This window comes from Streptomyces sp. NPDC002788 (assembly GCF_053592115.1).
The window spans coordinates 215,021-238,125 of the sequence record NZ_JBSFVB010000011.1; the positions used below are offsets into that span (position 1 = coordinate 215,021).

Annotated in this window: 22 protein-coding genes and 1 pseudogene; 7 read left to right on the forward strand and 16 right to left on the reverse strand. The window is 71.0% G+C overall.

Annotated elements, in window-relative coordinates; genetic code table 11:
* Positions 1–60: 60 nt before the first annotated feature.
* From alr to ACWD1U_RS21830, 3 genes and pseudogenes are all read right to left on the reverse strand, one after another.
* Positions 61–1,230: an alanine racemase gene (gene alr, locus ACWD1U_RS21820; RefSeq protein ID WP_451109729.1), complete on the reverse strand. Its 1,170-nt coding sequence runs from the start codon at positions 1,228–1,230 to the stop codon at positions 61–63.
* A gap of 13 nt (positions 1,231–1,243) precedes the next feature.
* Positions 1,244–1,504: pseudogene (locus tag ACWD1U_RS21825) on the reverse strand (L,D-transpeptidase); the annotation flags it as partial.
* A 21-nt stretch (positions 1,505–1,525) separates the two neighbouring features.
* Positions 1,526–2,959 (reverse strand): NAD(P)H-hydrate dehydratase, encoded by a 1,434-nt coding sequence (locus ACWD1U_RS21830; RefSeq protein WP_451109731.1) that lies wholly within the window; start codon positions 2,957–2,959, stop codon positions 1,526–1,528.
* A 187-nt stretch (positions 2,960–3,146) separates the two neighbouring features.
* On the opposite strand from ACWD1U_RS21830, the gene ACWD1U_RS21835 reads away from it, so the two are divergent.
* Positions 3,147–4,301 carry a hypothetical protein gene (locus tag ACWD1U_RS21835; RefSeq protein ID WP_451109733.1) on the forward strand — a complete coding sequence of 385 codons (1,155 nt, stop codon included), beginning with the start codon at positions 3,147–3,149 and terminating at the stop codon, positions 4,299–4,301.
* Here the strand turns inward: ACWD1U_RS21835 and ACWD1U_RS21840 are convergent.
* Positions 4,286–4,558: a hypothetical protein gene (locus tag ACWD1U_RS21840; protein WP_451109735.1), complete on the reverse strand. Its 273-nt coding sequence runs from the start codon at positions 4,556–4,558 to the stop codon at positions 4,286–4,288. The genes ACWD1U_RS21835 and ACWD1U_RS21840 overlap by 16 nt on opposite strands.
* A gap of 19 nt (positions 4,559–4,577) precedes the next feature.
* Complete coding sequence (locus ACWD1U_RS21845) at positions 4,578–4,949, reverse strand: holo-ACP synthase (RefSeq protein WP_451109737.1); 372 nt, start codon at positions 4,947–4,949, stop codon at positions 4,578–4,580.
* Between the two features lie 104 nt (positions 4,950–5,053).
* Between ACWD1U_RS21845 and ACWD1U_RS21850 the strand changes: the two genes are divergently transcribed.
* The 3 genes from ACWD1U_RS21850 to ACWD1U_RS21860 are packed head-to-tail and all read left to right on the forward strand — an operon-like array spanning position 5,054 to position 6,179.
* Positions 5,054–5,236 carry a hypothetical protein gene (locus tag ACWD1U_RS21850; protein WP_451109739.1) on the forward strand — a complete coding sequence of 61 codons (183 nt, stop codon included), beginning with the start codon at positions 5,054–5,056 and terminating at the stop codon, positions 5,234–5,236.
* The gene (locus ACWD1U_RS21855; RefSeq protein ID WP_451109741.1) at positions 5,233–5,547 is read left to right on the forward strand and encodes a hypothetical protein; all 315 of its coding nucleotides are present in this window, start codon (positions 5,233–5,235) and stop codon (positions 5,545–5,547) included. The genes ACWD1U_RS21850 and ACWD1U_RS21855 overlap by 4 nt, the downstream gene beginning before the upstream one ends.
* A 14-nt stretch (positions 5,548–5,561) precedes the next feature.
* Entirely contained in the window at positions 5,562–6,179 is a 618-nt protein-coding gene (locus ACWD1U_RS21860; protein ID WP_451109742.1) for a hypothetical protein, read from the forward strand.
* A gap of 86 nt (positions 6,180–6,265) precedes the next feature.
* On the opposite strand, the gene glmS is transcribed toward ACWD1U_RS21860, so the two are convergent.
* The 3 genes from glmS to ACWD1U_RS21875 form a co-directional block, all read right to left on the reverse strand.
* Positions 6,266–8,113, reverse strand: coding sequence for a glutamine--fructose-6-phosphate transaminase (isomerizing) (gene glmS / locus ACWD1U_RS21865; RefSeq protein ID WP_451109743.1), 1,848 nt, complete (start codon positions 8,111–8,113; stop codon positions 6,266–6,268).
* A 96-nt stretch (positions 8,114–8,209) separates the two neighbouring features.
* Positions 8,210–9,019: an ABC transporter permease gene (locus ACWD1U_RS21870; protein WP_451109745.1), complete on the reverse strand. Its 810-nt coding sequence runs from the start codon at positions 9,017–9,019 to the stop codon at positions 8,210–8,212.
* Entirely contained in the window at positions 9,016–10,020 is a 1,005-nt protein-coding gene (locus tag ACWD1U_RS21875; protein WP_451109747.1) for an ATP-binding cassette domain-containing protein, read from the reverse strand. The genes ACWD1U_RS21870 and ACWD1U_RS21875 overlap by 4 nt, the downstream gene beginning before the upstream one ends.
* Positions 10,021–10,191: 171 nt before the next feature.
* Between ACWD1U_RS21875 and coaA the strand changes: the two genes are divergently transcribed.
* Both coaA and ACWD1U_RS21885 read left to right on the forward strand, forming a co-directional pair.
* Complete coding sequence (gene coaA, locus ACWD1U_RS21880; protein ID WP_451109749.1) at positions 10,192–11,181, forward strand: type I pantothenate kinase; 990 nt, start codon at positions 10,192–10,194, stop codon at positions 11,179–11,181.
* A gap of 31 nt (positions 11,182–11,212) precedes the next feature.
* The gene (locus ACWD1U_RS21885; protein ID WP_451109838.1) at positions 11,213–12,145 is read left to right on the forward strand and encodes a DUF389 domain-containing protein; all 933 of its coding nucleotides are present in this window, start codon (positions 11,213–11,215) and stop codon (positions 12,143–12,145) included.
* 94 nt (positions 12,146–12,239) lie between these two features.
* On the opposite strand, the gene glmM is transcribed toward ACWD1U_RS21885, so the two are convergent.
* The 3 genes from glmM to rplM form a co-directional block, all read right to left on the reverse strand.
* Positions 12,240–13,598 carry a phosphoglucosamine mutase gene (gene glmM / locus ACWD1U_RS21890; protein ID WP_451109751.1) on the reverse strand — a complete coding sequence of 453 codons (1,359 nt, stop codon included), beginning with the start codon at positions 13,596–13,598 and terminating at the stop codon, positions 12,240–12,242.
* A gap of 156 nt (positions 13,599–13,754) precedes the next feature.
* On the reverse strand, positions 13,755–14,267 hold the full coding sequence (rpsI, locus tag ACWD1U_RS21895; protein ID WP_004927169.1) for a 30S ribosomal protein S9: 513 nt from the start codon (positions 14,265–14,267) through the stop codon (positions 13,755–13,757).
* A gap of 42 nt (positions 14,268–14,309) precedes the next feature.
* On the reverse strand, positions 14,310–14,753 hold the full coding sequence (gene rplM, locus ACWD1U_RS21900) for a 50S ribosomal protein L13 (RefSeq protein ID WP_451109753.1): 444 nt from the start codon (positions 14,751–14,753) through the stop codon (positions 14,310–14,312).
* Positions 14,754–15,356: 603 nt separating this feature from the next.
* Here rplM and ACWD1U_RS21905 point away from each other — a divergent pair.
* Positions 15,357–16,223 (forward strand): hypothetical protein, encoded by an 867-nt coding sequence (locus ACWD1U_RS21905; protein ID WP_451109755.1) that lies wholly within the window; start codon positions 15,357–15,359, stop codon positions 16,221–16,223.
* Positions 16,224–16,245: 22 nt separating this feature from the next.
* On the opposite strand, the gene ACWD1U_RS21910 is transcribed toward ACWD1U_RS21905, so the two are convergent.
* From ACWD1U_RS21910 to ACWD1U_RS21930, 5 genes are all read right to left on the reverse strand, one after another.
* Positions 16,246–17,331, reverse strand: a complete 1,086-nt coding sequence (locus ACWD1U_RS21910) for a C40 family peptidase (RefSeq protein WP_451109757.1) — start codon at positions 17,329–17,331, stop codon at positions 16,246–16,248.
* Between the two features lie 40 nt (positions 17,332–17,371).
* Positions 17,372–17,854 carry a poly-gamma-glutamate biosynthesis protein PgsC/CapC gene (locus ACWD1U_RS21915; protein WP_020276280.1) on the reverse strand — a complete coding sequence of 161 codons (483 nt, stop codon included), beginning with the start codon at positions 17,852–17,854 and terminating at the stop codon, positions 17,372–17,374.
* 87 nt (positions 17,855–17,941) lie between these two features.
* A complete protein-coding gene (pgsB, locus tag ACWD1U_RS21920) occupies positions 17,942–19,429 on the reverse strand; it encodes a poly-gamma-glutamate synthase PgsB (protein ID WP_451109759.1) in 1,488 nt (495 codons plus the stop codon).
* Between the two features lie 7 nt (positions 19,430–19,436).
* The gene (locus ACWD1U_RS21925; protein ID WP_451109840.1) at positions 19,437–21,683 is read right to left on the reverse strand and encodes a HAMP domain-containing protein; all 2,247 of its coding nucleotides are present in this window, start codon (positions 21,681–21,683) and stop codon (positions 19,437–19,439) included.
* Positions 21,684–21,888: 205 nt separating this feature from the next.
* Positions 21,889–23,037 carry a CapA family protein gene (locus ACWD1U_RS21930; protein WP_451109842.1) on the reverse strand — a complete coding sequence of 383 codons (1,149 nt, stop codon included), beginning with the start codon at positions 23,035–23,037 and terminating at the stop codon, positions 21,889–21,891.
* Positions 23,038–23,105: the final 68 nt, after the last annotated feature.

Sequence of the window (23,105 nt, forward strand, 5' to 3'; positions counted from 1 at the left end):
GTGTTGCCCGTGTTGCCGGACATGCCTGTCGTTCCTCGCGTGACCGGTCCTCTGTGCGAGTTACCCGTCCTGTTCCTCATTCACATAGACGCGAGGAACACGCGTTCCGATCCGGGTCACGATCTCGTAGGCGATGGTTCCGGCCGCCTGCGCCCAGTCCTCGGCGGTGGGCTCGCCGCGGCCCCCGGGCCCGAAGAGGATCGCCTCGGCGCCCGGCGCGGGCTCGTCGCCGCCCAGATCCACCACGAACTGGTCCATGGCGACCCGCCCGGCGATCGTGCGCCACTTGTCCTCGACCAGGACCGGCCCGGCCGAGGAGGCGTGCCGCGGGATGCCGTCCGCGTAGCCCAGCGGCACGAGGCCGAGGGTGGTCTCGCCGGGCGTCACGTACCGGTGGCCGTAGCTGACGCCGTGCCCGCCCGGGACGTGCTTGACCAGGGCCAGCGAGGCCGACAGCGTCATCACCGGGCGCAGCCCGAAGTCGGCCGGGGTGCCCAGCTCGGGGCTGGGCGAGATGCCGTAGGTGGCGATGCCGGCGCGGACCAGGTCGAAGTGGCTCTCGGGGAGCGTGAGCGTGGCCGGCGAGTTGGCGATGTGCCGGACCTCGGGCCGCACGCCCTGCTCCTCGGCGTACGCGGTCATCTCCCGGAACACGCCCAGCTGGGCGGCGATGGAAGGATGCCCGGGCTCGTCGGCGCAGGCGAAGTGCGACCACAGGCCGGTGACGCGCAGCAGCCCCTCGGCCTCGGCCCGCAGCGCCTCCCGGACCAGGTCGGCCCAGTCCTGCCCGGGCTGGCACCCGTTGCGCCCGAGCCCGCTGTCGGCCTTGAGCTGCACCCGCGCGGGCCGGTCCGCCCGCCGGGCGGCCTCGGTGACCTCCCGCAGGGCCCACATCCCGCTGACCGACACGTCGAGGTCGGCCTCGATCGCCTCGCGCCACGGCCCGCCCGGCGTCCACAGCCAGCACATGATGCGCCCCGGCAGCCCGGCGGCGCGCAGGGCGAGGGCCTCCTCGGGCGTGGCAGTGCCCAGCCAGCTCGCCCCGGCGGCGACGGCCGCACGGGCGCACGGCACAGCGCCGTGGCCGTACGCCTCGGACTTCACCACGGCCATCACGGCCGCGCCCGGCGCATGGGCACGCAGGGCCCGCACATTGGCCCGCAGGGCGGCCAGGTCGATCTCGGCGCGGGCCCGCAGGGGCGCGGTCCGCGGGGATGTTCTCTCGCTCATCGCGCCCAGTGTCTCAGAGGGGCCCGACACCCCTGCGGCAGCGGCCCCGCCAGCAGGTCGGCTGCGTACCCGGCCGCCGCCCCCGCACGAACACCCGGTCGCCCTTCTTCAGCACGCCCCACAACCTCCGGGCGTCACCCACGGTGAGATTCACGCAGCCCATCGAGCCGACAGTGGTGCGGAGACTGCCGTAGACGCCGTGGAAGGCCTGCCCGCCGCTGAAGAACCGGGAGTACGGCATGGGCGTGTTGTACAGCGTCGACCAGTGGTTCCGTCAGTCCACGGTCCGCAGCCCTCAGCTCCCCAGTACATTCCGCCAGGCCTCCGGAATGGCCGCGGCCACGTCATGCGCCCCCACCGGCGCCCCCTCCGCCGCCAGCCTCCCGGCCAGCCCATGCACATACGCCCCCGCGCTCCCCGCGTCCACCGCGCAGAGCCCCGCCGCCAGCAACGACCCGGCGAGCCCCGACAGCACGTCCCCGCTCCCCGCCGTGGCCAGCCACCCCGTCCCCGTCGGATTCACCCGCACCGCCCCGCCCCCCGAGTCGGCGATCAGCGTCGTGGACCCCTTCAACAGCACGGTCGCCCCGTACCGCCGCGCCAACTCCCGCACCGCGGCCAGCCGGGCCCCCTCGACCTCCCCCCGCTGCACGCCCAGCAGCGCCGCCGCCTCCCCGGCATGCGGCGTCATCAACGTCGGCGCCCGACGCCCCCGCACGGCGTCCGCGTCCGCCAGCCGCAGCCCGTCCGCATCGATCAGCACCGGCACATCAGCCGCCAGCACCTCCCCCACCGTCGCCGCGTCGTCCCCGGCCCCCGGCCCGACGACCCACGCCTGCACCCGCCCGGCGTGCTTCGGCCCCCGATCCGACACGAGCGTCTCGGGAAACCGCGCGATGACCGCGTCCCCGGCCGGCCCGACGTACCGCACGGCCCCGGCCCCGCCCCGCAACGCCCCGGCGACGGCGAGCACGGCGGCCCCCGGATACCGCGCCGACCCGGCGGCGATCCCGACGACCCCCCGCCGGTACTTGTCGCTCTCGGCCCGCGGCACCGGCAGCAGTTCCGCGACGTCCGCGTGCTGCAACGCCTCCAGCTCCGGCTCGGCCGGCAACTGCAGCCCGAGGTCGACCAGCCGCACCGACCCCGCGTACTCCCGCGCCGGGTCGATCAGCAGCCCCGGCTTGTGCGTCCCGAACGTCACGGTCAGATCGGCCCGGACCGCGGCGCCCCGCACCTCTCCGGTGCCGACGTCCACGCCGCTCGGCAGATCGACGGCGACGACGGCGCCGCGCGACCGCTCGGCGGCTGCGGCCAGCGGCGCCGCCTCCGGGCGCAGCCCGCCCTTCCCGCCGATCCCGACGATGCCGTCGACGACGAGGTCGGCCCTCTCGACCAGCTCCTCGGCCCCACCGGCCCCCACGGCCCGCCCGCCGGCCCGGCGCAACGCCGCGAGCCCCGTCGCGTGGGCCCGCTCGGGCGCGAGCAGCACCGCCGTGACCCCTGCCCCGCGCCGGGCCAGCCGGGCCCCGGCGAACAGCGCGTCACCGCCGTTGTCGCCGCTGCCGACCAGCAGCACGACCCTGCTCCCGTACACCCGCCCCAGCAGGTCGGCGCAGGCCGCGGCGAGCCCGGCGGCGGCGCGTTGCATCAGCGCCCCCTCCGGCAGCCGCGCCATGAGCTGCCGTTCGGCGTTCCTGACCGTCTCCACGCTGTACGCAGTACGCATGCGGTCGAGTTTCCCGTACGACCCCCGGACCACTCCCGCCCATGCCGTGCTCCTGCGATCCGTGTCGCATCGACCGCAACTCCCCGACCTGCCACACCCATTGACGCTTTGCCTGCCCTTTGCCAGACTCACCGGCCGCGCAGAAAGCGCTTGCGCGCCCCCCACGTTCGACGAAACCGAGGCCCCCATGGGAAGCAGAGCCGCATTACTGGCCGCCGCCGGTGCCACCGCCCTCCTCACCGCCGTCGGCACCCTGACCGCCCCCGCCACCGCCGCCCCCACCCGAGCGAAGGCCTGCGGAGACGGCTCCTACCAGGCCGAAGCCGTGCAGAGCGGCAGCAACTGGACCGCCCGGCGCGGCGGCAGCACGGTCTACACCGGCACCGACATGCGCGCCGCCGTGCAGGCGGCCGTCAACAGCCTCAGCACCGGGCGCACGTCGAAGGAACGGGTCGTGGTCCGCGGCTCGGGTTCGGTCTCGGCGGGCTCACGCATCTCGCTCCCGAGCTACACCGTCCTCGACGTCTGCGGCACGATCAACGTCACCGGCAGCGGCTCGGGCGACCAGGCGCCGGTCTACTCGCGCGGCACCCGCGACGTCGAGGTCCAGAACCTCAAGCTGACCGGCACCCCGCTGTACGGCGTCTTCCTGCGCAACGTCCAGAACGTCGTGCTCGGCCAGATCGACATGCGCCTCTCGCGCGGCCTGGGCGTCCGCATCGACAACCGCGGCGACACCAGCCAGTGGACGCGCAACGTCCGCATCGACAACGTGTACGTCTCCGGCGCGTCCAGCCACGCGGTCGAGACCTACGGCGTCGACGGCCTCACCATCGGCACGGTGACGGCCCGCAACGTCGGCGAGTCGGGCCTCCTTCTCAACCAGACCATCAACGCCCAAGTCACCAAGGTCGACGCGGAGAACGCGGGCACGGGCACCGGCTACGCCGCCTTCCGCATGGCCAACCGCAACGGCCGGGTCGGCAGCGGCTACCCCACCAACATCCGCGTCGGCGAGGTCATCGCCCGCGGTGGCGGACGCGGTGTGTTCTGCGTCTCGGAGAGCGGCGGAGCCGTCATCAACAAGGTGACGCTCTCCCACACCGGCAACAACTCGGTCCTGATCGAGAACTGCTACAACGTCAGCCTCGCGGCGCAGAGCGGCACGATCACCGGCGGCGGCGAACTGCGCCTGGCCGCCCGCTCGGAGTTCCCGAACAACAAGGACATCACCATTCAGAACCTGACGGTCACCAACTCGTCCATCAGGGAGAGCCCGTGCGGTGATAACACGACGTTCCGCAACATCACGCGGGTGAACAGCAGTCAGTCGATCTGCTGACGTCCCCGCGCCTCCGCGAAGCCCTCGCCGCTCATCCGGCGGGGGCTTTCGCCGCGCAGACGGCTCAGCGCCTGCATGGCCTCACGCTCGATGCCGCGATGTCGGACAGGACGGCACGGCCCGTACGAGGCTCCGGCCATCACCTTCGGCGTGATGGGCATGCACGACGCCCGAAAGGGCACGGGCCGGCTGTGGACGGCGGCGGGTACGGTGCCGGGCGCCGCGGGCGTCATCGGCAGGACCACACTCCGGTCCATGTGGTGACTCCCCCGGGGGTCAACCTTCCGCGATGACCACGGCCGAGGCCACCCCGGCGTCATGACTCAGGGACACGTGCCAGGACCGCACGCCGAGCCCTGCGGCCCGCGCGGCCACGGTCCCGGTCACACGCAGCCGGGGCTGTCCACTGTCCTCGACATACACCTCGGCGTCGGTCCAGAGCAGCCCGGCCGGGGCACCCAGCGCCTTGGCCAGGGCCTCCTTGGCGGCGAACCGGGCGGCCAGGGAGGCGACACCCCGGCGTTCCCCGCTGGGCAGCAACAACTCCCGCTCCACGAACAGCCGCTCGGCCAGCGCGGGCGTACGCTCCAAAGACGCCGCGAACCGCTCGATCTCGGCGACGTCGATCCCGACCCCGATGATGCTCATGCCGAGCACCCTACGGCGGGTTCTGTGCCACCAGGCGGTGTGCTTGCCCTTCCATGGCATGATCGGCCCGTTCGACTGACAGTTGTCGCCGGTGTCGTTTGTCGATGCGCCTGTCGATACGCGAATTGGAGGCCCGTGTGGGAGACCACTTCAAGACCGATATCGATCAGCTCGCCACTTTCACCAGAGACCTCAAGGGAGCCAACGACTGCCTCGAGCAGGTGCGGACCGCGCTGCAGCATGTGCGGGCCGACCAGATCGGGACGCCGGAGCTGCGGGGCTCTTGACGCTGCCGGGCGGCCGTCCGGCGTCGGTCTCCGACACGGTGGTCACCATGCCCGCCCTGGCGGGGATGCCAAGCCAAGAGCTCTACCAGTGCAATCTCTACATCCCGGCCCCCGCAGGCACGCAGCTGGGTGTTCTGACGCTGAGCAGTACGGCCGTGGGCTCCCGCAAGCACTACCGCGACATGATGGAAGGCATCGCGCACACGGTGTCGTTCCACGATCCGCTGCCGGAGATCGAGCGCGCCGTCCGCGACGACGCAGCCGACGGCACGAGCAGTATCGCGGACGACATCGCGTCCGACTTCGGCTGAACCAGGATGTGCGAATGACCACGAACTTCGACGCACAGGGCTTCGACGGCCCGGCGGCGTGGGACACGCCGGGCACCCGACGCGCTTTCCACCTCCGGACGGCGCGTCACCTGGCAAAGTCGCTCGGCTGGGTGGCGCTCTGGTGGGCGACGTTGTTCGTCACCCTCCTGCTGCCCGTGGAAGCGTCAATTCCCATGGCCATGGTCCTTCTGGTGATCGTGGTCATGGCGTGGATAGCCCTCGGCCGACTCGCGTTGGGGTGGCGAATGCGGCGCATCCTCACCGTCTACCCCTGGCGTCAGCAGTCCGGTGCTGTCCGGGTCACCAAAGGTAAGGATGCGGTCTTCGTGCTGCCCGACCCTGACAACCCGGAGAAGACGGTATCGCTGAAGGTGTCTGCCGGGCTGTTCCGGGCCTGGAGCCACGAGGCTCTCAAGGGGTACGACGAGGAACTCTGGTATGCAGGTGACCCGCGCTTCGCCTGCGTGGTGGCCAAGCCTCCTGGTCTGAGTGGCCTTGGCTACCTTGCCCAGCCGACCGCCTACAACCACCGCACCTCCCCCCGCCGCAAAGGCCTCAGCCACGAGGCCCGGCGCCGCGCCCGGGCCATCGGTGCGCGCGTCGCCGACTGACGCGCTGAAACCGCAGACCTGCTTCAACTGGTAGCCGCCAGCCGCACAGGGGGGAAGCGCTGTCGCCGTTCGCCCCCCCTGTTCCCCTATTCCACCGTCACCGACTTCGCCAGGTTCCGGGGCTGATCCACCTCGTTGCCCCGGGCCGTGGCCAACTCACAGGCGAACACCTGCAGCGGCACGGTCGCCACCATCGGCTGAAGCAGCGTCGGAGTGACCGGGATCCGGACCAGATGGTCGGCATACGGAACCACCGCCTCGTCACCCTCCTCCGCAATCACGATCGTCCGCGCACCCCGCGCCCGGATCTCCTGGATGTTGGACACGATCTTGTCGTGCAGCAAGGACCGCCCACGCGGCGACGGCACCACGACGACCACGGGCAGGTCCTCCTCGATCAGGGCGATCGGCCCGTGCTTCAACTCCCCCGCCGCGAACCCCTCGGCGTGCATGTAGGCCAGCTCCTTGAGCTTCAGCGCACCCTCGAGGGCCACGGGATACCCCACATGCCGCCCCAGGAACAGCACCGTGTTCTTGGAGGCGAGCGAACGGGCCAGCTCCCGCACCGGTTCCATGGTGCCGAGGACCTGCTCCACCGCACCGGCGATCGAGGACAGGTCGCGGATCACCGCCCGGATCTCGTCGCCCCACTTGGTGCCCCGGACCTGTCCCAGGTACAGGGCGACCAGGTAGCACGCCACGAGCTGCGTCAGGAACGCCTTGGTCGAGGCGACGGCCACCTCCGGCCCCGCGTGCGTGTACAGCACCGCGTCCGACTCGCGCGGGATGGTCGAACCGTTGGTGTTGCAGATCGCGAGCACCTTGGCGCCCTGCTCGCGGGCGTGCCGCAGCGCCATGAGCGTGTCCATGGTCTCGCCGGACTGCGAGATGGCGATGACCAGGGTCTGCGCGTCCAGGATCGGGTCCCGGTAGCGGAACTCGCTGGCCAGCTCCACCTCGCACGGGATGCGCGTCCAGTGCTCGATGGCGTACTTGGCGATCATCCCGGCGTGGAAGGCCGTACCGCACGCGATGATCACGATCTTGTCGATCTCCCGCACCGCCCGCGGGGGGATCCGCACCTCGTCCAGGGTCAGCGAACCGGAGCCGTCGATCCGGCCCAGCAGCGTGTCGGCGACCGCCTTGGGCTGCTCGGCGATCTCCTTGAGCATGAAGTAGTCGTAGCCACCCTTCTCCGCGGCCGACGCGTCCCAGTCGACGTGGTAAGAGCGCACGTCGGCCGGGCGGCCGTCGAAGCCCGTCACCGTCACGCCGTCCCGGCGCAGCTCCACCACCTGGTCCTGCCCCAGCTCGATCGCCGAGCGCGTGTGGGCGATGAACGCGGCGACGTCCGAGGCGAGGAAGGCCTCGCCTTCTCCGAGGCCCACCACCAGCGGTGAGTTCCGCCGGGCGCCGACCACCACCCCGGGCTCGTCGGCGTGCACCGCGACCAGCGTGAACGCGCCCTCCAGGCGCCGGCACACCAGCCGCATCGCCTCGGCGAGATCGGCGCAGGAGGAGAACTCCTCGGCGAGCAGATGCGCCACCACCTCGGTGTCGGTCTCGGAGGTCAGCTCGTGGCCGCGCTCGCGCAGTTCGTCCCGCAGCAGGGCGAAGTTCTCGATGATGCCGTTGTGGACGACCGCGACCCGTCCCGCGTTGTCGATGTGCGGGTGGGCGTTGGCGTCGGTCGGTCCGCCGTGCGTGGCCCACCGGGTGTGGCCGATGCCCGTCGTGCCCGTCGGCAGCGGCCTGCCGTCCAGTTCCTTCTCCAGGTTGAGGAGCTTGCCGGCCCTCTTGGCCGCCGCCAGCCCGCCGTCGGCCAGGACGGCGACGCCCGCCGAGTCATAGCCCCGGTACTCCAGCCGCTTCAGCCCGGCCATCACGACATCGAGCGCCGACTGCGGCCCCACGTATCCCACGATTCCACACATGGGCGGCAGCTTAAGGTCGATCAGCGCGCCGAACCGGCCGTAGCGTGCCCGAAATCGGAAATTCCCACCGGGGTACGAAGAGCTGAGCCACCGCTCTCAGGCCTTCGCGCGATACGCCCTCATGGCCAGCGGGTAGAAGACGAGCGCGATCCCCGCGGCCCACACCAGCGACCACAGCACCGGTTCCGCAACCGGCCCGCCGAGCAGCAGCCCGCGGAACGCGTCGGACAGATGCGTGACCGGGTTGACGTCGCTCCACGCCTGGAGCCAGCCGGGCATGGTGTCGACGACGACGAAGGCGCTGCTGGTGAAGGTGATCGGGAAGATGAGGGTGAAGGCGAACGCCTGCACCTTCTCCGCGTCGCCTGCCAGCATCCCGATCAGCACCGCGCTCCAGGAGACGGCCGCGGCGAACACCACCACCAGCAGCAGTCCGAGCAGGAGCCCGCCGAGGCCGCCGGTGATACGGAAGCCGAGGGCGAGTCCGAGGCCGATCATCAGCAGCATCGCCCACACGTGCTTGGCGAGGTCCGCGGTGATCCGCCCGATGAGCGGCGCCGAACGCGCGATGGGCAGGCTGCGCAGCCGGTCGAAGACTCCCTTGGTGAGGTCGGTGTTGAGCGCCATCGCCGTGTACATCGTCATGAACAGGGTGTTCTGCACGATGATCCCGGGCAGCGCGTACTTCAGATACGCGTCGGGCGAGCCGGCCATCTGCCCGCCCAGCACGTAGGTGAACAGGAACACGAACATGATCGGCGTGATGCTGTAGTCGACCAGTTCGAGCGGGTTGTGCTTGACGGCGACCAGGCTCCGCCAGGCCATGGTGAAGGTCTGCCGCACTCCGGCGAGGGCCGGCACCCGGCCCGACGAAGTGACCGGTGCCGTGAGCGTGGTGGCGGTCATGAGCGGCTCACCGCCTTCTCCAGCTCGTCGTCCCGGACGGCCGCGTCACCGTCTTCCTCGGCCTTGCCCGGCTCGGCGCGGTGGCCCGTCAGCGCGAGGAAGACCTCGTCGAGCGAGGACCGGCGCAGGGCCAGCTCCCCCACCGCTATCCCCTCCCGGTCGAGCGCGCGGACGACGGCCGGCATCAGCTCGGGATCCTTCACCGGCGCGGTGACCGTCTCGCCCTCGATCCGTGCCTCCGGTCCGGCGGCCCCCGCCACCAGCGCGTGCGCCCGTACGAGGTCCTCGCCGAGGATCGGCCGCAGCTCCAGCACCTGCCCGCCGACCTGCGCCTTCAGCCGGTCCGGCGTGCCCTCGGCGATCACCCGGCCCTTGTCGATCACCACGATGTCGTCGGCGAGCACATCCGCCTCGTTCAGGTACTGCGTGGTCAGCAGGGCGGTCGCCCCGTCCGCGACCAGGCCGCGCAGAAGATCCCACAGCTCACCGCGGCTGTGCGGGTCGAGGCCGGTGGTCGGCTCGTCGAGGAAGAGGATGCTGGGCCGTCCGACGAGGCTTGCCGCGAGGTCCAGCCGCCGCCGCATGCCGCCCGAGAAGGTCTTCGCGGCCCGTCCGGCCGCGTGCGTCAGCTGGAAACGCTCCAGCAGCTCACCCGCCCGCACCTTGGCCTCGCGCCGCGGCAGACCCAGCAGCCGGCCGATGAGCAGCAGGTTCTCCGTGCCGGTCAGGTTCTCGTCGACCGCCGCGTACTGCCCGGTCAGCCCCACGAGGGAGCGTACGACCCCGGCCTCCCGGACCACGTCGTGGCCGGCCACCCGGGCCCTGCCTCCGTCGGGCCGGAGCAGCGTCGCGAAGATCCGCACCGCCGTCGTCTTGCCCGCGCCGTTGGGACCCAGCAGCCCGAGCACCGTGCCCTTGCGGGCCGCCAGGTCGACACCGGCCAGCGCCTCGGTCTCCTTGAACCGTTTGACCAGGCCTTCCGCCTCTATCGCATACGTCATGGGTCACCCCTGGGGTTCGTGGACCCCGGCCTGGGCCCACCCTTCCCACAACTGTGACGCACACCACTGACATTCCTCCCCTTGGCCGGTTCTCTCCCCATGAGGAGGCCTGAAGGACGTGCGTGACGGATCCCACCTCACGGTCCGTTCGCCCGCCCGTCACAATGGACTGTGATCTCTCCGGTCTCCTCGATACCCCGGAGCGCCCACCGGCCCCGCCCGGAGGCGACTCCCTACGTCGACCTCACCCGAGCCGAGTGGAGCGCGCTGCGCGACAAGACGCCGCTGCCGCTGACGGCCGAGGAGGTGGAGAAGCTGCGCGGTCTCGGCGACGTGATCGACCTGGACGAGGTGCGGGACATCTACCTCCCGCTGTCCCGGCTCCTCAACCTCTACGTCGGCGCCACGGACGGCCTCAGAGGCGCCCTCAACACGTTCCTGGGCGAGCAGGGCTCGCAGTCCGGCACCCCGTTCGTCATAGGGGTCGCCGGATCGGTCGCCGTGGGCAAGTCGACGGTCGCCCGCCTCCTGCAGGCCCTGCTCTCCCGCTGGCCCGAGCACCCGCGCGTCGAGCTGGTCACCACCGACGGCTTCCTGCTCCCCACCCGGGAGCTCCAGGCCCGCGGCCTGATGTCGCGCAAGGGCTTCCCGGAGTCCTACGACCGCCGCGCCCTGACCCGCTTCGTCGCCGACATCAAGGCCGGCAAGGACGAGGTCACGGCACCGGTCTACTCCCACCTGATCTACGACATCGTCCCCGACAAGCGGCTCACCGTCCGCCGCCCCGACATCCTGATCGTCGAGGGCCTGAACGTCCTCCAGCCCGCCCTGCCCGGCAAGGACGGCCGCACCCGGGTCGGCCTCGCCGACTACTTCGACTTCAGCGTGTACGTCGACGCCCGCGTCGAGGACATCGAGCGCTGGTACCTCAACCGCTTCCGCAAACTGCGGGCGACCGCCTTCCAGAACCCGTCCTCGTACTTCCGCAGGTACACCCAGGTCTCGGAGGAGGAGGCCCTCGACTACGCCCGGACGATGTGGCGCACGATCAACCGCCCCAACCTGGTCGAGAACATCGCCCCCACCCGCGGCCGCGCCGCCCTCGTGCTGCGCAAGGGCCCGGACCACAAGGTGCAGCGGCTCAGCCTGCGCAAGCTGTGACGCGCGGGGAAAGGCCGCTTAGATGGTCGCCATGCTCCATCTGCGCCTGATCACACCCTCCGGCAGGACCGACGAGGTGGTGCGGCTGATCGACAAGACGGTCGGCGCCACCCATCTCGTCGTGCTGCCGGACACCGCCCGCGACCCCGCCGGGGACGTCGTCATGTGCGACGTGGCACGCGAGGCGGGCGACGAACTCCTCGCGTGCCTGCGGGAACTGGGCATCGACACCAGCGGCTCCATCGCCGTCGAGTCCATCGACCTGTCACTGTCCGCGCGGGCCGACCAGGCCGAGGCCGACGCGCCCGGTGAGGGCGCGGACGCGGTCCTGTGGGAGCAGCTGACCGAAGCGACCCACGAGGAGTCGACCCTCTCCGCCACCTACCTGGCCTTCATCACGCTCGCCACGATGATCGCGGCCTGCGGTGTGGTGCTGGACAACGCGATCCTGATCGTGGGCGCCATGGCCGTGGGCCCGGAGTTCGGCCCCCTCGCGGGCATCAGCACCGCGATCGTCCGGCGTCGGCCGCGCCTCGCCCTGCGCTCCCTGATCGCGCTGCTGGCGGGCTTCGCGGCGGCGATGGCGGTCACGGTCGGCTTCAGCTTCTTCATGGACGCCGTCGGCCTGTTCACCGAGGCCCGGCTGGAGGCCGACCGCCCCAACACCCACTTCATCTACGCCCCCGACTTGTTGTCCTTCGTCGTGGCGGTCCTGGCCGGCATCGCCGGCACCCTCTCCCTGACCTCGGCCAAGTCGGGCGCCCTGGTGGGCGTGGCCATCTCCGTGACCACGATCCCCGCGGCGGCGAACGCGGCCGTGGCCCTGAGCTACGGCGACACGACCCAGACCCGGGGCTCGACGGAGCAACTCCTGATGAACCTGCTGGGCATCATCGTCGCCGGCACGGCCACGCTGCTGGTACAGAAATGGCTCTGGTCCAGGCGGCCCGAGAACACGCCGTAGCGGCGACCTTCCTCAGGGGCGCGGGGACCGCGCGACAAGCCGCACCCGACCCGCGGCCCGTCGACAACCGCGGCCCCACCCCCTACCCGGCTTTTCAACCGAGCGCGGACTTCACCGCATCAGCCAGCCGCCCGGCCACGGACCGAGCCTGCTCGATATCGGCGGCCTCGACCATCACCCGGACCAGCGGCTCGGTCCCGGACGGCCGGAGCAGCACCCGCCCGGTGGCCCCGAGCTCCCGCTCCGCGTCGGCGACGGCGGTCGCGAGCTCCGAGGACGTCGTCACCCGGGACCTGTCCACGTCCGGCACATTGATCAGCACCTGGGGCAGCCGCTCCATGACAGAGGCCAGCTCCCGCAGCGGACGCCCGCTGCCGGCGACCCGAGCCGCCAGCAGGAGCCCGGTCAGCGTCCCGTCCCCGGTCGTCGCGTGGTCGAGGATGATCACATGCCCGGACTGCTCGCCCCCGAGGGCGAAGCCGTGCTCCTTCATCTCCTCGAGCACATACCGGTCACCCACAGCGGTCTGCACCATGCGGATGCCCTCCCGCTCCATGGCGAGCTTGAACCCCAGGTTGGACATCACGGTGGCCACGACCGTCTCGGACCGCAGCGCGGAGCGCTCCCGCATGGCCAGGGCCAGCACGGCGAGGATCTGGTCCCCGTCCACCTCCTCGCCCGTGTGGTCCACGGCCAGGCACCGGTCGGCGTCACCGTCGTGCGCGATACCGAGATCCGCCCCGTGCTCGACGACGGCGGCCTTGAGCTTGTCGAGGTGCGTCGAGCCGCACCCATCGTTGATGTTGAGCCCGTCCGGCTCGGCCCCGATCGTGACGATGTCGGCACCGGCCCGCTGGAACGCCTCGGGAGAGACCCGGGCGGCGGCACCGTGCGCCTCGTCGAGGACGACCTTCAGCCCGTCGAGCCGGTTCGGCAGGACACCCAGCAGATGCTCGACATACCGCTCGAAGCCCTCGCCGGACTCCCGCACGCGGCCCACCCCGGCGCCGGTCGGCCGGTCCCACGGCGCGCCGGTGCGGTGCTCCTCGTAGAGGGACTCGATCCGGTCCTCCAGCTCGTCGGCGAGCTTGTGCCCGCCGCGGGCGAAGAACTTGATGCCGTTGTCGGGCATGGCGTTGTGGCTCGCGGAGAGCATCACACCGAGGTCGGCGCCGAGCTCCGCGGTCAGGAACGCCACCGCGGGCGTCGGCAGCACGCCGACCCGCAGGACGTCGACGCCGGCGCTGGCCAGACCCGCGACCACGGCGGCCTCCAGGAACTCCCCGGACGCACGCGGGTCACGCCCCACGACCGCGGTCGGCCGGTGTCCCTCGAACGTGCCCGCCTCGGCCAGTACGTGCGCCGCGGCGACGGAGAGGCCCAGCGCCATCTCGGCTGTCAGATCCGCGTTGGCGACACCGCGCACGCCGTCCGTGCCGAAGAGTCGTCCCACTGTGGTGTCCTCCGAAATTGCTGAAGAGAGTGCGGCTCACATCCCCAAGTACATCCCTGAGACTGTCCGGGGGCGGTAGGGGTTGTGTAAACGAACCGCCCCGGCAGCACAGAGCGTGCCGCCGGGGCGATCGTTGCGAAGAAACAGCGGACGCGATTAGCGCTTGCTGTACTGCGGGGCCTTGCGGGCCTTCTTCAGACCGGCCTTCTTGCGCTCGACCGCACGGTCGTCGCGCTTGAGGAAGCCGGCCTTCTTCAGCGGGCCGCGGTTGTTGTCGACGTCCGCCTCGTTCAGCGCACGGGCGACACCGAGACGGAGCGCACCGGCCTGACCGGAGACACCGCCACCGGCGATGCGGGCGATGACGTCGTAGCGGCCCTCGAGCTCGAGGACCTTGAACGGCTCGTTGACTTCCTGCTGGTGCACCTTGTTGGGGAAGTAGTCCTCAAGGGTGCGACCGTTGATCTTCCACTTGCCGGTGCCCGGGACGATCCGGACGCGGGCGATGGCGTTCTTGCGACGGCCCAGGCCGGCGGCCGGCTGGGGTTCGCCGAAGCGGGAGGCCATGGACTCCGAGGTGTACTCGCCCTCGACGGGGACCTCGGACTCGGTGGTGTAGCTGTCGATGTCAAGCTCTTCGAGCGGCTGCTCGGCAGTGGTCTCGGCCACGATTCTCCTCAGATTCTCTTCAGTCTTAGGGGGTGGCCGGACTTACTGCGCGACCTGGGTGATCTCGTACGGCTGCGGCTGCTGCGCGCCGTGCGGGTGCTGGTCACCCTTGTAGACCTTCAGCTTCGAGAGCATCTGACGGCCCAGAGTGTTCTTGGGGAGCATGCCCTTGACGGCCTTCTCGACGGCCTTCTCGGGGTTCTTGTCGAGCAGCTCGTCGTAACGGACGGAGCGCAGACCACCCGGGTAACCGGAGTGGCGGTACGCCATCTTCTGGGTCCGCTTGTTGCCGGACAGGTGCACCTTGTCGGCGTTGATGATGATGACGAAGTCACCAGCGTCGACGTGCGGCGCGTAGATCGGCTTGTGCTTGCCCCGCAGAAGCGTGGCGGCGGTGGAGGCGAGACGGCCCAGGACAACGTCCTGAGCGTCGATGACGTGCCACTGGCGCGTCACATCGCCGGGCTTGGGGCTGTACGTACGCACGGTTCGTAGCCTTCGCTTCGAGTGAATGGTCCTGACAAGGTCACCGAAACGATCACGACAGCCTGGACCGCACGGCGGCGACGCATACCGCGTACGTGGGGTCGCTGGTCATCGGCCCGGTGGACCGGTGTAAGGGCCCGTCCCGTGAGAATGAGCAAGCCAATACACAACGAACCAGCAGGATACCGGGGCTCAGCACAAGGGTCAAAACGCGGGATCACCACCGCCGAATGCCACCCGGCGCGCACAGAGCGGCACACACGGCGACGGCTCGTCTGAGCGTCCGCCGCCGGACCGGCCTGGCGCAGGGGAACACCGACGAGACCAGCACATCGACGGCTAGGGCGGCGCACCACCCCGGCACGGAACCCCCCGCGCGCGGCCGGCGCGACGCCCGCACCGCCCCGACCACGACAGACGGCCACACCCCGGTCACGAGCGACGGCCAGGACCACAGGCACACCAGCAGTACCACGGCCGGGAGCAGTCGCCCCAACCACCCGCAGATGTCGCCTTTGCCCGTGCGCATGGGAGGAACGCTAGGGGCTGCGGGGCCGATCCAGGCGGACCAGCACACCCGTTGTCCCGTCTAAGATGCGCCCCATGAGCTTTGGGCAGGGGGGACCTCAGTCCCAGTGGGATCCCTGGAAACCGCAGTCGCAGCAGCCCTGGAACAGCGGGGGCGGCCACTCTCCGGACTGGGCGGCGCTCGCTGAAGCCTCCGAGGCCCGCAACAAACGCCGCCGGCTGCTGCTGATCGGCGGCGGCGCGCTCGCCACCGCAGCGATCGGCACCGCCGTCGCCGTGGCCGTCGTCTCGGCGGGCGACGACAACCGGGGGAACCCGACCTCCCTGCCGTCGACCGACATCCCGAGCGAGTCCGCCTCGGCTCCGTCGTTCGCCCCGACCAGCGCCCCGCCCCCGCTGGACCCGAAGGACTTCATCGCCAGCGCGAAGAAGGACAAGGCCCCGCTCAGCCCTGACACCCTCTTCTCGGGCACGCAGCTGACCATGGGCGGGACGCTGTACAAGAAGGGCCCCACGGCCGACACGAGGAACTGCGCCTCGGCGGCCGGCGGCACGCTCTCCAAGATCCTCACCGCGAACGAATGCACGCGCCTGATACGCGCCACGTACGTCAAGGACGGCATCGCGGTGACGGTCGGCGTGGCGGTCTTCGACACCCAGGCCCAGGCCGTCAAGGCCAAGGGCGAGACCGACAAGAGGAGCTTCGTCAAGTCGCTCTCCGGCGGCGGCGTGAAGGGATTCTGCGAGTCCGGGTTCTGCCGCACGACCAGCAACTCCTACGGCCGCTACGCCTACTTCACCAACGCCGGCTTCACCAACGGCAAGGACGTGACGCCCGAGGACACCGCGGTCTTCAAGACCGGCAACGACCTGGCCCAGTTCACGGTCGACCAGATCCACCGCCGCGGCGAGGCCCAGGCGTCGGCCGCGGCCAACGAGTGACCGGCCGCCGCCGAGCGCCCGGTCACAGCCTCTTCGCGCTGCGCAGCGTCTTGGCGTAGTAGCCGTTGCCGTCCAGCCGGGACACGCCGCCGACATCACCGATGGTCGGTCCGTTGACCTCCTCGCGGCTGGAGATGAAGAGCAGGTGGCCCTCGGTGTCGTAGCCGAGCACCATGCCGACGTGGTCCAGGCGCTGCGCGGTCCGGGTGTCGAGCTTGAAGAAGACGAGGTCACCGGGCTGGAGCTGGTCGATGCCGGTGGGCCGGTCCTTGGGCGTGATACCGGTGAGCGGCAGGATGTCGGCGCCCTGCTTGGAGCGGGCCATGCCGTTGGCGGTGCGCGGCAGGCCGTCACCCGAGTCGTCAGAGGACATCAGCGGGTAGCGGGCGCGGTAGCCGAACACCATCCGCATGTATCCCGAGCAGTCGATCGACCGGGCGCGTGCGGTCTCCGGCTGGCCTGTCACGCCGTCCCGGAAGGGGTACGGGACGCCGAGGTAGTCGTAGAAGTCGGACTGTTCCAGGCGCAGGTCGCCGCCCTCGGCCCCGGCGGTGTTGAGGGGGCCGAAGTTGGCGTCACCGGCGTAGACGGCGCCCTGCGCGTCCTTCTTCTCCTTGGCGCCCGCGACGTACTGGAAGGCGATGGCCAGGAGGTCGTCCTCCTTGCTGGTCTGGTATTCGGCGTACCAGTCCTTGAACCACTTCTGCTTGTCCGCGCCCTTCTTCCAGGGCTCGGGCATGAGGCGGACCCAGTCCGTCGTGGAGACCTTGGAGCTCGTCGACGAGGGCTCGGCGAAGGAGCGGGCCGGTCCGGTCAGGGTCGCCGTGCGCGCCCCGTCGGTGAACACCGCCTTGACCTGCCCGTCGGATCCGCGCAGCACGGAACGGGCGGGGTTCTCCAGCCGGGACCAGCTCTCCCCGCCCTTGTCGCGGGTCTTCGCCGCGCCGCCGGCCCGGTCCGAGCCGTCCAGCACGCCGACGTTCGTGATCTCCGGGACGCCCTTGTCCTCCTGCTCGCGCAGCTCCACGGTGAGGTAGCCGGAGGTCGCGACGAGCCCCAGCACCACGAGGCCGGAGAGGACCGGCCGCGATTTCTTCTTCCCTGCCATGTGTTCTCTCCTGGGTGGTCGGTCGCCGGGACGCCGGTTCTCAGACGGTGGGCATGATGCCGAGCAGCAGTCCGGCGGCGACGACGATGTAGGCCATGAGCGAGACGGTGCCGGTCGCCAGCAGCGTCGCCCCCTTGGGCTGGCGGACCATCTGGTACGCGATCAATCCGGGCACGATGAAGCCGAGGGTCTGGTTGCCGTACAGCAGCGGGAACTCGATCGACAGCACGATCATCACCGTGGCCTGGAGCAGCACGCCCAGCAGGACCACCGCGGCGAACAGCCGCTTGCCGTAGAGGATCACCAGCCGCTGCATGACCTTGGTGCCCGCGTAGGTGAGGGCGGTGACGCCGACCACCATGGCGGCCCGCTGGAGGTCCTCGATGAGGGTCAGGGCGAGCCAGCCCGGCGTGATCATGCCGCCGGGTGACAGGTTGGTGGTCAGGTAGCACAGCAGCGAGAAGAACAGGCCGATGGCGATGCCGAGGGCGGCCATCTCGGGGGTCAGGGCGGCGGTGGTCAACGGGGTCTCCGGGCACGGGATACGGGTGCGGGTTCGGTACGGGGCGATCGGCGGTCCTGCGCGAGGCGCTGGCCCCGCCCGTGGACGTCAGGAACGGGGAGGCCGGCCCCCGTCGTCGGCCGGGACGTATCCGTAGGGCTCGTCGGCGTACTGCCATGCCTGCTGGGCCGGAGCGGCGTACGGCCCTTGCTGGTAGGGGGCCGGCTCGGGGTGCCCGGCGTCGGCGTACGGCCCCGTCGGCTGGGCGGGGATGCGGACCACCGGGACCTCCTGGGTACGGGAGGCCTGGTAGCGCTCCTCATAGGCCATGGGGTAGGAGGCGTAGGGGTCCAGGCGGGTCGGCTGGGCCGGCACGGCCGTCTCCGAGGGCCGCGCGGCGTCGGCGGGGGCGGACTCGTCCGCCGGGAGTTCGGCCAGGTACTCCAGCAGTTCCTCGCCCTGGCCGTGGATGTTGCCGATGGCGACCAGGGAGGAGTCGGCGGCCAGGCGCTCCAGCAGGGCGGGCATGAACTCCTCCGCCGACCGCCGTTCGCCCCCGAGGTCGATCGCGCGATCACGCCACTCGGCGGGGATGGCGTCGATCGCGCTCTTGGCGGGGTGCCCGATGACGAAGACGTGGTCCGGCTGGAGATCGGGGATGATCTCGCCCATCTGGCCGTTGCGCTCGACGCGGTCGGGCCGGCAGTTGATCACGACGTTCAGCGGCCGGTGGATGGCTCCGAGGTCGAGCAGCTGGTTGATGTTCATCAGCGTCGACTCGGGGTCGTTTGCCGCGAAGACGTTGGCGAAGGCGAGCCGCTTGCCCTCGGGCGTGGCGTAGCGCTCGACGGACAGCACGCCCGGGTCCGGCGGGGCGTCGTACATGCCCTGGAGGGCGACCTGCCGTTCCACGCCGAGCAGTTCGGCCACGACGAGGGCGATCGCGACGTTCTCCTTGAAGGTGAACCAGCTGAAGCCGCGCAGTTCCTCGTCGGTGACGGTCTCCGGGTCGGCGTAGATCAACTGGCAGTTACGGGCGTCGGCCTCCTCCTGGAGGATGTGGAAGCGCTCCTTCTCGGCGGTGACGCAGATGCCGTCCTCCGGCATGGAGCGGCACAGCGACCGCGCCACGTCGTCGAGGGTGGGTCCCATCTCGGCGAGGTGGTCCTCGCGGACGTTGCACAGCACGCCGATCGTGGAGCGGATCAGCTTGCTCTGGTTCACCTCCTGCAGGGCCGGCATGACGGCCATGCACTCGATGACGAGGGCGTCGGGCCGGTAGGTGGCGGCCCGGCGCACGATGCCGATCTGCTCCACCACGTTGGCGATGCCGAACTTGCGGTAGACCGGCTCCTCGGTGGCGTCCGGGTGGATGAACCGGGCCGCCGTGCCCGTGGTCTTCGCCACGGTGACCAGGTCGCCGCCGCGCAGCGCCCCGGCGCACAGCCGGGTGATGGAGGATTTGCCGCGGATGCCGTTCACGAGCACGCGCGACGGGATGCTGTGCAGGCTGGCGTAGTGCCGGCGCTGCTCCACGATGCCCGCCACCAGCAGCAGCACGCTGCCGGTGAGCAGGACGAAGTACAGATAGAGCACGGCTGGGTCACCTTCCCCGAACGCCGGCCTCCGGCTCCGCGAGCCGGCGCGCCTGGATCTGCTTACGGGCCTGGAGTTGCTGGCGCAGCAGTTCGAGGCTGCGCACGACCGCGCCCACCTCGTCCTGGTAGCGGGGGTACAGCACGGACTTGAGGTCGCCGTCGGCCAGTTTCTCCGCGCCGGCCGCCAGGGCCCGCATCGGCCGGGCCACGACCAGGTACACCCAGCCGAGGCAGACGACGATCAGGGCCAGACCGAGCAGTCCGGCCAGGACGCTGCGGTCCTCGCGCTGGTACGGGGTGATCTGGAAGTCCTTGGCGTTCTGCCAGCTGACCACGGTCCAGCCGATGTCGGCCGCAACGCCGCCGCCGGAGAACGGGGCGGCAGCGGCGACGGTGGTCCCGCGTCCTTCGCGGATCAGCAGGCCGTTCTCGACGGGACCGGCGCCGACGTGGACGCCGCCGGCCCGGACTAGGTCGGTGAGCGCGTCGCGCGGCAGGTCCTCGAAGGCCAGGAAGCCGTCGCTGGCGGCGATGGTCTGCGCCTTGGAGTCCACCACGCGGACCTCGCCGAGCCCGGGCCGCTTCAGCAGCGAGTTGAGGAACTCGACCCGGACCTCGCCGACCAGGGTCATGCCCTCGCGGCCCGGCAGGGGCGCCCCGGCCTGGACGACCGGCTTCTTGTCGCCCTTGCCGGCCACCCGGACCAGCGGCAGGTCGTCGGCGTCGGCGAAGCCGGCGCGCGGCTCCTTGCCCGCGCGGGCGACGACCTCGCCGTCCTCGTCGAGGAGGTACAGCGCCTGGTAGCGGGTGTGCTCGCGCAGGGTCTCCTCCAGCAGGGCACGGCCGGCGCCGGCGTCGTCCGGGTCGATCAGCCGGGACGTGGAGACCAGGTCCGCCTGCGCCTCGTTGAGCGCCCGGCGCACCCGGTCGGCGACCAGGTCGGTACGGTCACGCTGGTCCGCGACCATGCTGGCCGGGATGCTGACGGAGTCGTCGGTGCGGTTCAGCAGGAGGCCGACGGGCACACACCACAGCAACAGCAGTACGGCGGTCAGCGCGAGCGGCCCGCGCACCCCGAACCGCCCCTTGACGCGCTGACGCCCGCCGGGATCACCGGCCGGGCCGCCGAGCTGCGTGCGCAGCCTCTCCAGCGCGGAGCCGATGCGCGCGGCCTCACCCCAGCGGGGCACGTCCACCGGGCGGGTCAGGTCGCCCCGGGCCAGTCGGCGGGACTCCAGGAACAGCCGCAGCAACGGCCGCTGCACGGTCGCCCACAGCACGGCCGCGGCGAGCAGTCCGAGTACCACCAGGGCTCCGGCCGCCAGCAGCCCGTACAGCTCCCGGTCCGGAACGACGGCCTGCTGCTGGACCACGGGCAGCAGGGCGACGACGGTGAGCCCCAGGCCCGCGCCGACACTCTTCTTCTCCTCCGGGTCGGCGGAGGAGAGGGAGGCGTAACCGGCCGTGGCGACACGGCCGTTGTAGCTCCCGCCGACGAGGGTCCCGCTGACGCCGGGGTAGCCGCGGGAGCCCGGCTCCCTGGCGCTGATCGGGTTCTGCTCGGTCTCCCGTGCCGCCTGGGCGGACAGCCCGCTCATCTGCTTCTGCAGGAACGCCAGTTCCTTGCGCTCCTGGTCGGTGTTGAGCGCCTCGGACTGTTCGAAGCCTGCCGTGGCGAGGACCTCCCCGCCGGTGGCGACCACCGCCATGGAGCGGAACTGGCCCAGGTTGATGGCGGGCACGGACAGGCTGTTGGAGGCGAGCAGCAACTGCTGCGGCCGGTCCTCGAAGTCGAGGGCCGCCATGGTCATCAGGCGTACGTCACCGGTCTCCAGCCGCACCATGCGGGGCTTGAGAGCCGTGTCCCCGGTGAGGACGTCCTTGTCCAGCCACCCGAGGGGAATCGTTTCACCCCTGGCGGCCAGCACCTTGCCGCTCTCCAGGTCCAGGACCGTGGTGCCGGTCCACTTCTGGTACGTCTTCCCCAGGTCGGACAGGACGCGCTCGGGCTTCACCGGCGACCCCGCGTTCAGCGCGGCAGCGGTGCGGTTCAGGTCGGTGACCCGCTCGTCGATCGAGGCACGCAGGGCGATGGCGCCGTCCTCCGCGAAGTGCTGCTGCGAGGAGAGCACCGCCTGCGGTACGGCCTGCTCGCCGGCGGGGCCGAGCACCTGCGCGGTGAGGCCCGCGAGGGCGAGCACCAGCACGCACAGCAGCGCGATCGGGGGGCGGACGCCGCCCAGCAGCGGCATGTCCGCGCGTCTCCGGCTGCGCCGCCGTCCTCCCTTCACGGGGCGCACGGCGCGGGTGGGTGTCACCGGTGGTCTCCTCCGGCCTCTCTAGGTGAAGGACGGCCGCACAGGACACCCCTCCAGGGGGAGGGTGCAACGGACCGCCGTTTACAAGACTGTTGGGGAGGGGCGAGGTTGTGTCGCTCGGCCCCGATGCGCTGTGGCGCTAGTCACGCTCCAGCGTGAGCTCCTTCAGGCCGTCGCCGCCCGGAGCCCCGCGGTTGTACAGGAAGCCACGCGTGCGGTCGGCCGCCAGCCGGTAGCGGGCCAGCCGCTCCTCGGAGACGTCGCCCGGCGCGTCGAGCGCCCGCCGCACGTCCACCACCCGGTGGTCCTCGACCGCGTCGGCGGGCGGCTTCTCACCGGCCTCCACCTCGGGCGGGATGTCCACGAGCGTCGTGGCGTAGCGGGCGGAGACGTCCCAGCCGTCGGTCGTCTCACGGAACTCGAACCAGCCGATCGCACCCTCCTCGGTGACCCCGGTGGGCGAGGAGTGACGGGCGACCTGGTTGCCCAGGCTGTAGGCGACCCAGGTGCCGTTCACCTTCTGGATCGGCTGCACCGCATGGGAGTGGTGCCCGATCACCAGGTCGATCCCGGTCTCCGTGGTGAGCCGCTCCGCCAACCGCAGCTGGGGGACGCTCGGTTCGTTGTAGTGCTCGGCCCCCCAGTGGACCGAGAGGATGACCACCTCGGCGCCCTTCTCGCGGGCCCGGGCCTCGGCGTCCTTGATCGCGTCCGCGTCGAGCTCGTTGAACGCCCATTTCTCCTTCTCCGGCGTCGGATGGCGGAACGACATCCAGGAGAACGAGAGGTGGGCGACCTTGACGCCTTTGACGTCACGAATGGTGATGCGTTCCGCTTCCTCGGGCGTACGGGCGGACCCGGTGTGCCCGAGGCCGGCCTCGTCCATGGCGTTCAAGGTGCGCCGCACGGCCCCGAGGCCGTGGTCGTAGGTGTGATTGGAGGCCGTCGAACAGGTGTCGTAGCCCACACCCTTGAGCGTCGTCAGGATCTGCGGCGGGACGAGGAACTCGGGGTACCCCTCGAAGGGGCCCCGCGGATTCCCGACGGGCGTCTCCATGTGACAGATGGCCAGATCGGCCTTGCTGATGACCGGCTTCACCCCGGCGAGCAGCGGCCCGAAGTCCAGCCCGGCCTCTCCCTCGCCGGTCTTCTCGGCATCCTTGGCGGCCTGGTCGACCAACTCGGGGTGGATCAGCACGTCACCGGCGGCGGCGACGGTGAACGAGCGGCCACCCGGCTTCACCTGCGGGGCGGAGGCCGCGGAGGTACACGCGGTCGTCACGGCGATGGTGGCCGCGAAAGCGGTTGCCGCCCGGGCGATCCGGAGAGGATTACGAAGTGTCACCGCATCATATT

Bases quoted from the DNA above. Each gene is read 5' to 3' on its own strand.
- alr (WP_451109729.1), bottom strand. From the start codon at position 1,230: ATGAGCGAGAGAACATCCCCGCGGACCGCGCCCCTGCGGGCCCGCGCC.
- ACWD1U_RS21830 (WP_451109731.1), bottom strand. From the start codon at position 2,959: ATGCGTACTGCGTACAGCGTGGAGACGGTCAGGAACGCCGAACGGCAG.
- ACWD1U_RS21835 (WP_451109733.1), top strand. From the start codon at position 3,147: ATGGGAAGCAGAGCCGCATTACTGGCCGCCGCCGGTGCCACCGCCCTC.
- ACWD1U_RS21840 (WP_451109735.1), bottom strand. From the start codon at position 4,558: ATGGACCGGAGTGTGGTCCTGCCGATGACGCCCGCGGCGCCCGGCACC.
- ACWD1U_RS21845 (WP_451109737.1), bottom strand. From the start codon at position 4,949: ATGAGCATCATCGGGGTCGGGATCGACGTCGCCGAGATCGAGCGGTTC.
- ACWD1U_RS21850 (WP_451109739.1), top strand. From the start codon at position 5,054: ATGCGCCTGTCGATACGCGAATTGGAGGCCCGTGTGGGAGACCACTTC.
- ACWD1U_RS21860 (WP_451109742.1), top strand. From the start codon at position 5,562: ATGACCACGAACTTCGACGCACAGGGCTTCGACGGCCCGGCGGCGTGG.
- glmS (WP_451109743.1), bottom strand. From the start codon at position 8,113: ATGTGTGGAATCGTGGGATACGTGGGGCCGCAGTCGGCGCTCGATGTC.
- ACWD1U_RS21870 (WP_451109745.1), bottom strand. From the start codon at position 9,019: ATGACCGCCACCACGCTCACGGCACCGGTCACTTCGTCGGGCCGGGTG.
- ACWD1U_RS21875 (WP_451109747.1), bottom strand. From the start codon at position 10,020: ATGACGTATGCGATAGAGGCGGAAGGCCTGGTCAAACGGTTCAAGGAG.
- ACWD1U_RS21885 (WP_451109838.1), top strand. From the start codon at position 11,213: ATGCTCCATCTGCGCCTGATCACACCCTCCGGCAGGACCGACGAGGTG.
- ACWD1U_RS21905 (WP_451109755.1), top strand. From the start codon at position 15,357: ATGAGCTTTGGGCAGGGGGGACCTCAGTCCCAGTGGGATCCCTGGAAA.
- ACWD1U_RS21910 (WP_451109757.1), bottom strand. From the start codon at position 17,331: ATGGCAGGGAAGAAGAAATCGCGGCCGGTCCTCTCCGGCCTCGTGGTG.
- ACWD1U_RS21925 (WP_451109840.1), bottom strand. From the start codon at position 21,683: ATGCCGCTGCTGGGCGGCGTCCGCCCCCCGATCGCGCTGCTGTGCGTG.